General features: G+C 40.4%; 12 protein-coding genes. 7 read left to right on the top strand and 5 right to left on the bottom strand.

Annotation, left to right across the window (positions count from 1 at the left end; all coding sequences use genetic code 11):
- Window positions 1–27 precede the first annotated feature (27 nt).
- From AC13EX_RS12315 to AC13EX_RS12305, 3 genes are all read right to left on the bottom strand, one after another.
- On the bottom strand, window positions 28–1335 hold the full coding sequence (locus AC13EX_RS12315; protein ID WP_482892908.1) for a D-alanyl-D-alanine carboxypeptidase/D-alanyl-D-alanine-endopeptidase: 1308 nt from the start codon (window positions 1333–1335) through the stop codon (window positions 28–30).
- A 339-nt stretch (window positions 1336–1674) separates the two neighbouring features.
- On the bottom strand, window positions 1675–3078 hold the full coding sequence (locus AC13EX_RS12310; RefSeq protein WP_482892907.1) for a SusD/RagB family nutrient-binding outer membrane lipoprotein: 1404 nt from the start codon (window positions 3076–3078) through the stop codon (window positions 1675–1677).
- An 11-nt stretch (window positions 3079–3089) separates the two neighbouring features.
- Complete coding sequence (locus AC13EX_RS12305; RefSeq protein WP_482892906.1) at window positions 3090–6122, bottom strand: SusC/RagA family TonB-linked outer membrane protein; 3033 nt, start codon at window positions 6120–6122, stop codon at window positions 3090–3092.
- Window positions 6123–6597: 475 nt separating this feature from the next.
- Between AC13EX_RS12305 and AC13EX_RS12300 the strand changes: the two genes are divergently transcribed.
- The 7 genes from AC13EX_RS12300 (at window position 6598) to AC13EX_RS12270 (ending at window position 13808) form a co-directional block, all read left to right on the top strand.
- Complete coding sequence (locus tag AC13EX_RS12300; protein ID WP_482892905.1) at window positions 6598–7086, top strand: cytidine deaminase; 489 nt, start codon at window positions 6598–6600, stop codon at window positions 7084–7086.
- Window positions 7086–7733, top strand: a complete 648-nt coding sequence (locus tag AC13EX_RS12295) for an alpha/beta hydrolase (protein ID WP_482892904.1) — start codon at window positions 7086–7088, stop codon at window positions 7731–7733. Before AC13EX_RS12300 ends, AC13EX_RS12295 begins: the two co-directional genes overlap by 1 nt.
- 33 nt (window positions 7734–7766) lie before the next feature.
- Window positions 7767–8999 (top strand): 3-deoxy-D-manno-octulosonic acid transferase, encoded by a 1233-nt coding sequence (locus AC13EX_RS12290; protein WP_482892903.1) that lies wholly within the window; start codon window positions 7767–7769, stop codon window positions 8997–8999.
- Entirely contained in the window at window positions 8984–9907 is a 924-nt protein-coding gene (gene rsgA / locus AC13EX_RS12285; protein WP_482892902.1) for a ribosome small subunit-dependent GTPase A, read from the top strand. Before AC13EX_RS12290 ends, rsgA begins: the two co-directional genes overlap by 16 nt.
- Window positions 9908–10018: 111 nt before the next feature.
- Window positions 10019–10525, top strand: coding sequence for a phosphoribosyltransferase family protein (locus tag AC13EX_RS12280; RefSeq protein ID WP_482892901.1), 507 nt, complete (start codon window positions 10019–10021; stop codon window positions 10523–10525).
- 1 nt (window position 10526) lies between these two features.
- A complete protein-coding gene (gene panB / locus AC13EX_RS12275) occupies window positions 10527–11348 on the top strand; it encodes a 3-methyl-2-oxobutanoate hydroxymethyltransferase (protein WP_482892900.1) in 822 nt (273 codons plus the stop codon).
- 225 nt (window positions 11349–11573) lie between these two features.
- A complete protein-coding gene (locus tag AC13EX_RS12270; RefSeq protein WP_482892899.1) occupies window positions 11574–13808 on the top strand; it encodes an NADP-dependent isocitrate dehydrogenase in 2235 nt (744 codons plus the stop codon).
- A 116-nt stretch (window positions 13809–13924) separates the two neighbouring features.
- On the opposite strand, the gene AC13EX_RS12265 is transcribed toward AC13EX_RS12270, so the two are convergent.
- Window positions 13925–14650, bottom strand: coding sequence for a 3-keto-disaccharide hydrolase (locus AC13EX_RS12265; protein ID WP_482892898.1), 726 nt, complete (start codon window positions 14648–14650; stop codon window positions 13925–13927).
- 6 nt (window positions 14651–14656) lie between these two features.
- Window positions 14657–15088 carry a c-type cytochrome gene (locus AC13EX_RS12260; RefSeq protein WP_048641587.1) on the bottom strand — a complete coding sequence of 144 codons (432 nt, stop codon included), beginning with the start codon at window positions 15086–15088 and terminating at the stop codon, window positions 14657–14659.
- Between the last annotated feature and the right edge of the window lie 4 nt (window positions 15089–15092).

The raw sequence follows: 15092 nt of genomic DNA, 5'->3' as shown, positions 1-15092 counted from the left end.
GGAACATTAACAATTAATAATTAACCATTAATATTTATCATGAATAAAATACAATAGCTTTTGCAATTCTTTCTTCTGCACGCTGGAGCTTCCTATGTAATTGTTAAAGAAGGTGCTGAAGAGCAGTACTTTTCCACTTTTGGTGAATAAATAACCACTGAGTGCGGTGCTCATAGCAAGGGTGCCTGTTTTAGCGAAAATATAGGCAGGTTGCCCCGGATCTGCCGGGTACCAGTTGCGGATAGTTCCAGATTCTCCACCTGCCGGGAAGTAGGCTTTGATCTTTTCCATAGGGATTTCCGTATGGATTTTTTGAAGCAACTTTACTACCGAGCGAGGGGTAAACATATTCTGTGGAGAAAGCCCAGATCCATCCACCCACTGTGGCTCATCAGGCAGATCTGCCAACCATTGTTTTTTGGCATAGGCGATGCCTCCATTGATATTGATGGAGTCTAAAACAGCATCAGAGACCAGGGCCATCAGCTGTTCGGCCAAGAAATTATCACTAATTTTCATCATCTGCGCATACAAGGAATCTGCCTTAACCGTTTGCAATTTCTCATGTGACCCTTGGGTAATGCCCTTGTTTTCTAGGAGTGTTATTTGTTTTCCCACAGCTTCCTGCAAGAGGTTTTTGGTCAATGTGGCAGAGGTAATAAATGGTTTATCGGTTGCAAAAGTCAAGCTGTCTTTTTCTTTGTTTATGGCATATTCATAGGTATTTCTTTTAAAGTCTCTTTGGATAAAATAATTATCTGGAGGCGTTCGATTTGATGGCATTAGCGGTAAAAGGACAGATTTTGGATAGGGTGATGCTTCCGCTAACTCAGCTCTTTTAGAAAAGCGCAAAACATTTCCATAAATGGGCATGGCGGATCGCTCAGCAGCAAAATAGTAAGGAAACCAGTTCCATGACCAACCCGGGCCATAGCTGGAAAGCTGCTCAAAATTATCCACTAGATACAATTTTTTATCCTCCTTTTTTAGAAAGTTCACAACAGTACTGTCCTTAAAGTCCGGGTGCAAAAGTGAGGGGTCACCTGTTCCCCAAAAAATTAGCGAATCGCCCTGGTAGGTATAATTTAGCCCATTGATATATCCATCACCAAGGGCTTTGTAGCTGGTGTAAAAGGTGAATATTTTAGTATTGGAGGCAGGAATAAAGTACTTGGCTTCATTCAATTTCACCAGGGTTTTGTCCTTTACCGGATCATAAAGCATAAAACCCATGTGCCCTTTTTCAAACACATCTGAAGTACGTACAGTCTTGTTGATTTTTTGAACGGTGCAGGAAAAGAATAGCAATATGCACAACCATTTACAATGTTTCATAGGAAAGGTCTCTGAGAAATACATTTTAATCTGGCTTTTAAGCCCTAGGAAAAGTAACATTTTCCGGCCAATTGGGGAAGTGATTTTAGCAATTACTGGCTATACACTGCTTTAATTGTGATCAATCAGTTTCACAACAAAGCTTAGGTAAATTGATTTTGTCAGCATTGTTGCAGAAAAAAAGGGAAAATACTGCCAAAATCCGGAGTCGGGTATACAATTTACCATGGGAGCAGCCCATGGCTACATGTACATCATTCTTTCTGGCCTGAAAGGAAAGTTTTCGTTGTTTTTAAGAAAAATCCCCTCTTTTTGTCATAAAGAGGGGATTTAAAACTATTACTCGTTCCACCAAATCCTGTCCAAAAGGGTGACATCAGGGACATTTTGCCCATTTCTGCTCACCTCATTGTCTGGATAGGCCAGCCTTCTGATGTACTGTCCGTTGAGATTGCCATTTAGGTTATCAGGTAAGGTCATGTCTTTATAACTGTAATCAAACCTTCTGGCATCATTCCAGGTTTCTGGGTGGAGGAAGAGGGCCACCCATTTTTCTTTCATGATATCTGCTAGGCTAAGAGAGGATGCTCCCATGCTTACTTCTGGATTATTGAGATATGCCATTTTATCGTCAGCGCTTACCTCTAGCATGTCCATATGGGCTTCAATTCCCTCAAGATAGGCCGCATATGCCCTGTCGGGGTCCGTTGGTAAAGCAACTTCTGCTTCTATGAATTTCTGCTCTGCATAGGTGGCAATTAAAAGAGGGGATTGCTCAGAAGTATAATATTGTCCGGGAATCAGGGTAGATCTTGCACCTTGTTCAGGTGCATTGCCTCTGCCTGCCCCATTGGTGACACCTATGTACTCCCCATCATCCGTGGCCCCAATCATCAAAGGCATTCTTGGATCCATTGTAGAATAGGACGTTCCATCCAATGCTTCTATAAATTGGGTTGAAATCCATCCTCCTAAAAGTAGGTTTTCATTGTCAATAGCCTCTTGAGCCCAGGGGTTGAATCGCTGCTCAAAGAACACCACAGTGGCATCATCTTCATTGCTCATCATGCCATTGTCTAGGGCGGTTAAAATGGTCTGCGCATTATAAGCCGCTTTTCCTTTTGTGTGAAGCATAAACCTGGCCTTAAGCATGTTACCAAATTTTATCCAGGAAGAAACGTCCCCTTTGAAGATGAAATCGTCATCTCCTAGGGAAAGGGCCGTAGTTCCTGAGAGATTTTGGATCCCTTGATCGAGTAGGCTAAATACCTCTGTATACAATTGCTGGTCATCATTATAAACTGGTGTGACCGAAGTAAAATCAAAACCTTCTGAATAAGGGACGTCTCCAAAAATATCAACAGTCATTCCCAGGTTAAGTGCCATTAGGATTTGGCCGGCCCCTAGATAGTGTCCTGCATCTTCTTCTTCGGCCTTTTGCATCAGGTCTGTCAAATCTGTCATCACATTGTACAAATCAAACCACAGCCCACTATAATTGCTCGCATCCATAATATCTGAAGCACCAGCTGGATTGGGCGAGGCCAGGTATTGTACATAATGGGAGGTGATGCTACCAATTGCTTGTACATTGAGAGAAGTCTCGTAAGTAGCATTGGTCATCAGTCCAGAAATAGGTGAATCCTGCGGATTATTAGGATTTTCGTTGACATCGAGAAAATTCTCACATGAGCTTAAAGCTAAAAAGAGCATTAGGCCGAGTATAGTATATATCACTTTCATAATTGCAGTTTTTAAAGTCCAAGGTTCAGGTTAAAGAAAAAGCTCTGTACGCCGGGATAGCCCAGACCAGTTAAACCAATGGCATTACCGCCAGCCCCGGCAGAAAAAGACTCTGGATCAAATCCGTCCCAAGGGGTGTAAAGGATAATATTATTGGCAGCTATAGAAACTCTTGCTGTTCTAAACGGAGTTCTTTCCAGTAGACCAGGGTTTAGATTGTAACCAAGGGTGATGTTGCGTAATTTGATAAAACTGGCATCACTGACAAAATTCTCACTTGTAGTTCTGTAATGATTTCTCCAGTATCCAGCCCCATAATCTATGCCATCAGGTCCTTCTCCTTGACCCAGCCAAACTTCTTTTGTGTTAAGACTTCCATCAGCCAGCACTCCATCAAAAACCCTAAAATCTTCCCGAGCCTCCGTGAATTCATTCTTGCCAAATGCAGAAAGGAAGTTCGCATATTGATTGTATTGTTCTAAACCTGTTCTGAAGTCGATAAGGAAGGATAATTCGAAATCTTTGTAGTTGAAATCATTTCGAATTCCACCAATCCATTTGGGCACAGCATTACCTAAGATAAGCTGTGTACCAGTTCTAGATGGAAAACCATTGGCCCCAATAATTACCGGAAGACTGCGGTCCAAAAACAAATTGTCAGGATCTGAACCAAACCTTTGGTAAGAACTACCAAAAATATTACCATAGGCTTCTCCTTCCAATAGTTTCATAGTAACGGTTGATCCCGCGTACCCAAATTGGCTTCCCACCACAATTTCATCAATGCCTTCCTTGATGGCTTTAATTTCATTATTATTGATGGATAAGTTGGCGGAAATGTTCCATGAAAAACCTTGGCTTTCTATTGGACTTCCGCCCAAGATAAATTCAAATCCACTGTTTTGGATCTCACCAGCATTGGTGATATAAGAAGAAAAGCCTGTGGCATCGGATACCGGAACAGGGATAATCTGATCTCTCGCATTAGATTTATAATAGGTGACATCAAAATTGGCCCTATTGTTCAAAAATGCGGTTTGCAAACCAAACTCAATAGAAGTAGTCTGCTCTGGCTTAAGTGCCAAATCTCCATAAACCGAATTTCTTGTAAAACCTACCTGACCATTCAAAGGAAAAATGGAAGGTGAGACATAAGTAGCACCTAGGATATGTGGATCAGTATCTTTCCCTACCTGTGCCCATGAGGCCCTTAATTTACCGAATGTCAACCAGGAAGGTAGCTCCATATTTTCGCTAAACACATAACCCAAGTTAAAGGAAGAGTAGAAAAAGGAGTTGTTGTCCTTGGGTAGGGTAGAAGAAATGTCATTCCGTCCGGTGATGTTCAGGAAGAGGTAATTTTTATAATCAACCATCAAATCTCCATAAAAACCTACCAATCTTCTTATGGATTTGTATTGACTGGCAAAAATCTGAGAGGCTGCACTGAGGTTGTAAAATTCAGGAATAACAAAATTTTCACCACGTGCTGTAACTCGGTCATATTTTCGCTCAAATATATCATTACCCAACCTCAGGCTGGTATTAAGGTCAGTAGAAAACTGTTTCTTTAAAGTAAGGTAGAAGTTAGAGGTTAGGTCCCTGCTGTTGATCCTTGTTTCCTCCAAATAACCTGTTGAACTTAAAGGAACCTCTCCGTCAATACCTTTTGGTCCAGGAGTGATTTCTGTACGTTGGTCGCTGTAGAAGTCATTTCCCAGGCGATAAGAAAAGGCAAGCCAGTCGGTAGGGCTGTAATTAAAATTGATATTTCCTATTACCCTATTGACATCATCTTCATAAGTTGCAAAACGCGCATCATAGATTGGATTGGTGTTGGAATAGGTTCTCATCGTTCCATCCTCATTGATATAATCCCGGACATCGGTGGTTTCGGACCAGTACATCATACGCTCCATAAACCGGTCATGAGGAACCCTATTTCCTCCCGAGTTGCTGTAATTGACAGATCCAGAGAAATCAAACTTCTCAGAAACCTTCACGTTTCCTGATAATTTGGCGGTGGTTCTGTCCCAACTAGAAAAAGGGATGATACCTTCCTGTTTTAGGTTGCCAAAGGAACCATAAAAAGTAGCCTTTTCATTACCTCCGGAAATGCTCAGGTTATTGTCGAGCTGTACGCCGGTATTAAAAACCCGGTTCCAGTTGTCCTGGTATTTGTGATCGGGAACGGTTTGTTGTACTTCTGCTATAGGCGCTCCCCAAGATGGCCAAAAGCTAGATGGCTGGTACTCTCCACTAAAGCCCTGACCATATTTGTCCTGTAATTTTGGCAATTGGTTGAGGGTTTCAAAACCTACTGAGCCATTGTAATTAACCCTGACTTCTCCTGCCTTGCCCTTTTTGGTGGTGACAATTACCGCACCATTTGCAGCCCTTACTCCATAGAGAGCGGTTGCTGCTGCACCTTTCAGTACAGAAATGGAGGCCACATCATTGGGGTTAAGGTCGGCCATTCTGTTCGATAGGCCCCTTGGCGTACCAGTAGACTCGATGGTGGAGTTATCCACAGGCACACCATCCACGACAAAGAGCGGTTGGTTGTTAGCTCCTGGGTCTAGGGAGTTGATCCCTCTGATGATGATCCTTGCTGACTGGCCTGGAGCACCACCTGAGTTGGTTATCTGAACACCAGCTGCTTGACCTTGAAGGGAATTCACCAAGTTGGGCTGTTTTGTTTTGGTAATGGCTTCTGCATCTATGTTTTGAGCAGCATAGCCCAGTGATTTTTTCTCCTGGGAAATACCAAATGCCGTCACAATAAATTCATCCAAACCTTTTGCTTCGGATTCCATTACTACATTTAGGTTCTGCTGGTTGCCTACCGTAATGGTCTGGGAAGCATACCCAATATAGGAGAAAACCAGTTCGGTGTTTGAATCAGGGACATTAATGCTGAAGTTCCCGTTAATATCAGAGACCGTACCGGTACCTGTACCTTTTGCTACAATGCTAACACCTGGAAGACCTTCCTGATCCTCTGCAGATGTCACTTTTCCGTTGACAGTACTTTGCTGAGCCATAAGGCTACCGTTAATTAGCAATAGTAACAACGTGAATAAACAATAAGTAAAATTTTTCTTCATAAAATTTAACCGATTAATTGACGATAATTTAACAATTCAAATAGTCTTTAATTTTTAACCTGAAATGGCTAATAAGGCTAAAGGGAAGTTGATTTTATCAAAATTTTCTTCCCAAAAACGATGTTTTTGCCTAATAGAGGTTAAATGGGGTTAATTTGTGTTAATGAATTACCATTTAAGTTAATTATAAATAATTCAAAACCTCCAAAAAGCCAAAATAATTATCAATTAATTAAATTTAATTTTGACAATGGAAAAGTCAATTTATGGGTTATTATCACTACTTGCCTCAGGGGTTTTCTCGAGGAGATAAATATTAGCACATTTGTTCCCTTACTTTTTATAAAGATTTAATGACTTTTCTTAAAATTTGTATTTAACCTCGCTCTTGAGAAAATTGATATATTTGAATATGAAAAGAACCAAAAAAGTCAGCAATATCAATACCATGGAAATGATTTCTCCTGAGGGTTTGAATGAAAGCCAGGCAAATTTGATAAACTTGGCAAACAAAGCAACTGACAAGGCCTATGCACCTTACTCTAATTTCCGGGTTGGTGCAGCGCTTGTTTTAGAAGATGGACAAACTTTCTGGGCAAATAATCAGGAAAACATATGTTACCCTGCAGGGATTTGTGCAGAACGGGTACTTTTAAGTTATACACATTCCAATTTTCCAGACTTAAAACCCCTATCAATAGCCATTGTGGCCAAAAAATCTGATAATTCTGGTTTGGCTACTGTTACTCCTTGTGGCTTGTGCAGACAGACAATTAGTGAATACGAGATGAAATTTGACAGCCCTATTGAGGTGCTGATGCTCCGTGCCGATGGGCATGTTTTAAAGGCTGATGGAATTGACCAATTGCTTCCTTATAAACTTGAAGATTTAAATGAATAATGGTTCAAAATGAAATACAGTTTCAGGCCAAGCAGACTTTTTCGCTTAGCCATGCACCCTTAGGAGAGGAAAAAACGATTTGGATTGTCTTTCATGGATATGGTCAACTGGCCAAATTTTTCCTAAGGAAATTCAATTTATTATTTGAAGACAATACCTTAATAGTGGCTCCAGAGGGGCTCAACCATTTTTACCTTAAAGGTTTTTCGGGAAGAGTAGGGGCCAATTGGATGACCAAACATGAGCGAGAAATTGACATCACCAATAGTAATGCTTACCTCAATGGAATAATAGAAGAATTGCTTCTCAAGTATGAAAATATGCCTCAAATTAATGTTTTGGGGTTTTCCCAAGGAGCGGCCACTATGAGTCGATGGATCTGTCAATCAAATCTAAAACCAACAAAAGTGGTTTTTTGGGGTGGAGCCCCTGCTTATGATTTGGAAACTTCCCTAATGCTTGAAAGGCTTAACAGCAGTCAGGTCATTTTGGCATTGGGTGACAATGATCCCTTTTTACAATCAGATATTTATACCCAAGTGGAAAACCGCCTTTCCGATGCTGGTTTTGCCAATTTTAAAGAACTGAAGTATTCAGGAGGCCATGAATTAGAGGCAGGATTGCTCAAAGAAATATTTTTGATGTAATTTTGCCCCATGAGGATTTTGTATAACCTGGGAATGAATTTGCTCGATCGGCTAATGAGAATTGGCAGTAAACGATCTGACAAGCTCAAGCTCGCTGTAATAGGAAGAAAAAAGACCTTTGAAGAAATAATCTCCTTTAGGAAATCAAATCCTCAGGAGCTGGCTTGGTTTCACGTGGCCTCTCTAGGTGAATATTTACAAGCAAAACCTGTCATTGAAGCATTTAAAAAAGAACATCCACTTTGGTCGGTAGCTGTTTCTTTTTTCAGCCCTTCAGGTTATGAACAAGCCATCAAAAAAAAGCAGGATTGGGTAGATTTTATTTGCTACCTCCCTATTGATACCCCCAAAAATGCCAATCGATTTGTGGACTTACTTTCACCTGACATGGCTTTTTTCATTAAATATGATTTGTGGGCCAATCACATCCTTGCAGTTAAAAAGAATAAAATCCCCCTTTATCTGGTGGCAGCGTCTTTTAGGAAAAAGCAGGTGTATTTTTCTTGGTATGGTGGTTTTTTTAAACAACTGCTCTTTTGCTTTGATCATGTCTTTGTACAGAATGGAGAGTCCAAAGCCTTACTTAAAAAAGCAGGAATTAAAAATATCAGTTTGACAGGAGATCCTCGGTTCGACAATGTATACAAGACCAGGCTTCAACCTAAGTTGTTTCCTGAGATAGCACAAGGTATCACTAAGAAGGTGATGGTGCTTGGTAGTGTATGGCAGGAAGACATGGATAATCTGATTCCTTTTATTAATCAATCACATGGCTTTCAATTTATTATTGCTCCTCATGATATTCATCTAGGAACCATTGAAAATTGGCAGAAGGCAATTACCTTGCCTTCAATAAAATATTCTGAATATAGAAAAGAGGAGCAATCTGGTACCTGGGATGTTTTGATCATTGATAATATTGGTATGCTTTCTTCCTTGTATCAGTTTGCCTATTGTGCGTATATTGGCGGTGCTATGGGTAAAGGGCTTCACAATATCCTAGAGCCCTTGGCTTTTGGAATACCTGTTTTGTTTGGTCCATTAAAGAAGGTTTCGAAGTTTCCAGAAGCTGAAATAAGTAAGCAATATGGATGTGGATTTGCTGTAAAGGATGAAACAGAAATTAGGACAGTCATGGAAAACCTTGGCGGAAAAGCAGCCTATGAACAAGCTTGCGATTCAGCAAATAGCTTGGTGAAGGAAAATTTGGGAAGTGCTGAAAGGACGGTTGCAATCATTAAGAAAGAGACATGGAAGGAAGAGTGATCAAGACAACGGGCTCATGGTATGAGGTGAAAGTTGGAGACAAGATGATCAAAGCCAGGCTTAGAGGAAAGTTCAAGCAGGACAACCTTAAATTAACCAACCCCATAGCCGTAGGTGATTATGTCATTCTGGATAGGGAAAAAAACCAGGAAACAGCGGTAATAAACACCATAGTTCCGAGGGATAATTATATCATTAGGAAATCCACCCGAAAACAACATTTTTCGCATATTCTGGCGGCCAATGTTGATCAGGCTTACCTTATGGTGACGGTTAGAGATCCAAGAACTTCTTTGGGTTTTATTGATCGTTTTTTGGTAAGTACAGAAAGTTTTAGAATTCCCTGCACGCTACTTGTCAATAAGGTAGAGACTTTAACTAAGAAAAAGGACCTGGATTTTTTAGAAGAGCTTCATGACATTTATGCTCCTCTGGGTTATCCAATTATTGAGCTTTCTGCCTTACATGATAAGGATTTAATGGAAAAATTTGAACCTGGACTGACAGGGAAAACTACCTTGATGGCAGGACATTCAGGTGTAGGGAAATCTACATTGCTCAATAGATTGGTACCGCAAGCAACTCAGGCAACTCAGGAAGTTTCAAAATTTTCTTCAAAAGGAGTACATACTACTACCTTTGCAGAGATGTTTCCATTTGGTGAGTCTGGGTATTTTATAGACACTCCCGGTATCAAAGAGTTCGGGATTCTGGATATTGATGACCAGGAACTTTCTCACTATTTTGTAGAATTAAGGAAATACCTGGGACAGTGTAAATACAATAATTGTAAACATATCAATGAACCCGGTTGTAAAGTCCTGGAGGTTCTGGAACAGGGGTATATACATCCTTATCGCTATGAAAACTACCTGAAAATTATGAGTGAGGAGGACAGTCACCGCTAAATATAGTGAACCTAAATTCCTTTGGTTATTGGCAAAGTAAAAAGTGAATCAATACTTTGAAAGCAAGGGCGATTCGGTTAATTTCATTAAAATTTTGACAAAGGCACAGAAATGACGCAAAAAGCAAAAATATTGGTATTGAACCATCACCAAATCCAACAAAAAATAACGCGAATAGCGTTTGAGATTTATGAAAGGAATGCTGGTGAGAAGCAGTTGACCATTGCCGGACTTACCGGAATGGGGTATGTGTTCGCGGAGTTAATGGTCGCTAAATTAAGGGAAATAGCTTCTTTTGATGTGCAGTTAATTAAAGTGGACTTAGACAAAGAAAATCCAAAAATTGAAGAAGTGGTTCTTTCACCACATGCTCCCTTAAAGGGGAAGTCCATAATCTTGGTGGACGACGTTTTGAATACTGGTAAAACGCTTGCCTTTGCAATGGTTCCATTTCTTGAACATGAGGTTAAAAAAATGGAAGTTTTGGTTTTTGTCAATAGGAGTCATAAACTCTTTCCAGTAGCCCCAGATTATACAGGCTACGAGCTTGCCACCACCCTTAGTGAGCATATAACTGTAAACTTAGACCCAAAAGCATCCACCGTTCACCTTCACTGATATGTCTGTACACCAATCTACCCACCTGAAGCGAATTACTACCCACATTCTTCAGGAAATGAAAAAACGAAAGGAAAAAATTTCCATGCTTACGGCCTATGATTTTTCCATGGCTGGCATAGTGGATGCTGCAGGAATTGACATGATATTGGTAGGGGATTCAGCTTCAAATGTAATGGCTGGACATGAAACTACCTTGCCTATCACATTAGACCAGATGATCTACCATGCCACCTCCGTGGTTAGGGCAGTAGAGCGAGCATTGGTAGTGGTGGACATTCCTTTTGGTTCTTATCAAGGCAACAGTTCCGAAGCACTAAGGTCTGCCATCCGTATCATGAAAGAGTCAGGAGCACACGCTGTTAAAGTGGAAGGTGGGGCTGAAATCAAAGAGTCAGTGATTCGAATTTTAAGTGCAGGTGTACCTGTAATGGGACACCTTGGATTGACTCCTCAGTCCATATACAAATTTGGAACTTATACTGTAAGGGCCAAAGAAAAGGATGAGGCCAATAAGCTTTTGGAGGATGCGAAGATTCTAGAGGAGTGTGGCTGTTTTGCGCTAGTACTTGAAAAAATTCCAGCTGCTTTGGCCAAAGAAGTTGCAGCAGCAGTAAGCATACCTGTCATAGGTATTGGGGCTGGACCGGATGTTGATGGTCAGGTGCTTGTACTTCATGACATGCTGGGAATTACACAAGAGTTTCAACCTAGGTTTCTTAGACAATACGCAGACATTAGAAATACCATGCTAAAAGCTGTAGGCAATTATATAAAAGACGTTAAGTCTAAGGATTTCCCGAATCAAGATGAGAGTTATTAGCTACTATCTATAACCTAGGGGGAAAATGGGAATATTTTGGGTTTTCATGTATTTTTGGCCTACCATTGGTACCTGATTATTCTACTTTATGTATACTATCCTCCTTAGGCTTATTATTTCTTCTAATCTAGAGGCTTGGCCTTCTGATAAAGATATTTTTCGTAATTTAGCTGACAATTTTAAATTGGAATTCATTTTAAATACAATCAGAAAACATAAATACATATGAGTGACAAAACCCCCAAAATTCTTTATACCCTTACGGATGAGGCACCGGCATTAGCCACCTATTCTTTATTGCCTATCATAAAAGCATTTACTGACTCGGCTGGGGTGTCTGTAGAAACAAGAGATATTTCCCTTTCAGGTAGAATCATCGCAACGTTTCCTGAGTTTTTGAAAGAAGAGCAGAGAATCAGTGACGCCCTTACCGAGCTAGGAGAAATAGCTAAAACCCCTGAGGCCAACATCGTAAAGTTACCGAACATCAGTGCTTCTATTCCACAACTAAAAACAGCCATTAAGGAGTTGCAGGAACAAGGGTATGGGTTACCAGATTATCCAGATGATCCGAAAAATGAACAAGAGCAAAACATTAAAGACAAATACGATAAAATTAAAGGTTCTGCAGTAAATCCTGTATTGAGGGAAGGTAATTCAGATAGAAGGGCGCCGCAGGCTGTTAAGCAATTCGCTAGAAACAATCCTCATAGCATGGGAAAATGGAGCCAAGACTCTAAATCTCATGTGTCAAGTATGACTGAGGGGGATTTTTATGGTAGTGAAAAATCAGTGACCCTTCCTTCAGAAACTAGTGTTAGTATAGTGCTTCATGGAAAGGATGGTAAACAAACTAGCTTAAAAGAAGGCCTTCCTTTGCTGAAAGGTGAGATTATTGATGCTGCTGTTTTAAGTGTATCTGCATTGAGAAAATTCCTTAAAGAGCAAATAGCTGAAGCCAAAAAACAAGGTGTTTTGTTTTCATTGCATATGAAAGCCACTATGATGAAAGTTTCTGACCCTATCATCTTTGGCCATGCAGTAACTGTTTTCTTTGCACCGGTATTTGAAAAACACGCAGCTGTACTTAAAGAAGCTGGGGTAGATCCAAACAATGGCTTTGGAGACCTTATTGCTGCTTTGGATAAGCTACCAGCAGATACGCGCAAAGCGATAGAAGCTGATATTGATGCATGTTATGCAGACAGTCCTGATTTGGCTATGGTTAACTCTGACAAAGGCATTACCAATCTACACGTACCTAGTGATGTAATTATTGATGCTTCCATGCCTGCTATGATCAGAAGTAGTGGACAAATGTGGAACAAAAACAATCAACTTCAGGATACAAAAGCAGTAATACCTGATAGATCCTATGCGGGTGTTTACCAAGAAACCATTGATTTTTGTAAGAAAAATGGTGCTTTAGATCCAACCACAATGGGATCTGTACCTAATGTAGGCCTTATGGCTCAAAAAGCAGAAGAGTATGGTTCTCATGACAAAACTTTCGAAATCCCTTCTTCTGGTACTGTAAAGGTAACAAACGCTTCAGGTCAGGTTATTCTTGAAAATGAAGTTGAAGAAGGTGATATATGGAGAATGTGTCAGGTAAAAGATGCACCAATTCAGGATTGGGTAAAGCTCGCTGTTAACCGAGCAAGAGCTACAGGTGTTCCTGCAGTCTTTTGGTTAGACAAAAACAGGTCTCATGATGCTGCGCTTATCTCAAAGGTTGAAACCTACCTGAAAGATCACGATACACAGGGGTTAGATATTTCTATCATGTCGCCTAAAGAAGCTACTCGCTTTTCTCTTGAGCGCATAAAAGATGGAAAAGATACCATATCAGTAACGGGTAATGTATTGAGAGATTACTTGACCGATTTATTCCCAATTTTAGAATTAGGTACAAGCGCTAAAATGCTTTCTATAGTACCTTTGATGAATGGTGGAGGTTTATTTGAAACCGGTGCCGGAGGATCTGCGCCTAAGCATGTTCAGCAATTTGTTGAAGAAGGACACCTTCGTTGGGACTCATTGGGTGAGTTTTTAGCTCTTGCGGTATCTTTGGATCATTTGGGGGATACCTTTAACAATGACAGGGCAAAGGTCTTGGGGAAAACATTAGACCAGGCAACGGCTAAATTCCTAGATAAAGGCAAGTCTCCTTCTAGAAAAGTAAATGAACTGGATAACCGAGGAAGTCATTTTTATCTTGCCATGTATTGGGCAGAAACTTTGGCCAATCAGGATGATGATGCAGCATTGAAAACAATTTTCACCCCAGTGGCTAAAACCATGGCTGAGAATGAGGAAAAAATTGTTAGTGAATTGAATGGTGTGCAGGGAAGTCCTGTTGACATTGGAGGTTATTACAAACCTGATGAGGAAAAAACATCCGCAGCCATGCGACCTAGCCAGACTTTAAATGATATATTAAAAACAATCATAGCATAGTTGCTCGATTGAAATTAAATAAGCGTAAAAAAGCCGGAAGAAATTTTCTTCCGGCTTTTTTTATGTGTTTCCCAATTCATTTCACTAAAGAATTGGGAGTAAAACCTATAACTTACTTATAGTCTTTTGATTTTGATATTTTTAAACCACACATCATCTCCGTGGTCTTGAAGTACAATTTTGCCTTCCTTGAACTTGGCAAAGTCTTCCCATTTCGAGAATTTACTTTCAGCTACCATAGCATTCCACTGATCATCCCAAAGAGATGTTTCTACAGTCTTCACACCATTTAGGAAAAACTGCAATGTGTTATTGTTGATAACAATTTCAGTTTTGTTCCATTCACCTACTGGTTTTGAAGCGTCTTGAGTAGATTCAATCATGTCATAAAGATCACCTGTTCGGTGGGTAATGATTTTACCATCTTTATGTCCATCGTTGTCAAGCAACTGGTACTCTGGACCTGTATGGTAAGGTCTGTCGTAGTTTCCGTTGTCCTGAACATGGAACATGATGCCGCTATTTCCGTTTTCAGAAATTTTCCATTCTATTTCAAGGTGAAAATTGCCAAAGGTTTCTTTGGTGATCAAATCTCCTCCGTCCTCTTTTTCAGAATTAAAGTAGAGCACACCATCGGCAGCCTCCCAGGCTTCTCCTGGCTGGTCTTTGCCATATCCAGTCCATCCTGTCAGGCTATTGCCATCAAATAAACTTATCCACTCTTCCTCAGTCACGATGATTTCTTCAATATTTTCCTCCGCAGTACTGTTATTACTTGTAGCAGGGCCACAGCCCACTACTGCAAGTGAAAGTGCTGCCATAGACAAAGTTGTTCTTATCATTTCAAATTATTTCTTTAACAAGAGAACGAATTTTGCAAGATTTTTGGCATCTTCTTCAGAAAGATTAGGGTGAGCTGGCATAGGTATTTCTCCCCAAGTACCTACACTACCTGCTATAACTTTACCTGCCAAAAGCTCAATATTCTCGTCAGTTGACTCATATTTAGCTGCAACATCAGCATAAGAAGGTCCAACGATTTTCCTTTCAAGCATATGGCAAGAAGGGCAATCGTTTTGTCCCATTAACTCTGATCCTTTGATGAAAATAGGATCATCTTTGTACTTTTCTTCCAAACTGATTTCTACAGGAGCTGGTGGAGGTGCAGCAGCAGCGCTTTCGCTAGATGCGGATTCAGAACTACCGGAGCCACCACAGGCTGAAACGGCTACCATTGCGCTGGCCATAACAGCCATACTTAAATTCAAATTAAACTTCATGGTT

This window comes from Cyclobacterium sp. L-R (assembly GCF_056859355.1).
The sequence above is the reverse complement of the archived record's forward strand: the minus strand, read 5'-3'. Positions and strand labels throughout refer to the sequence as shown.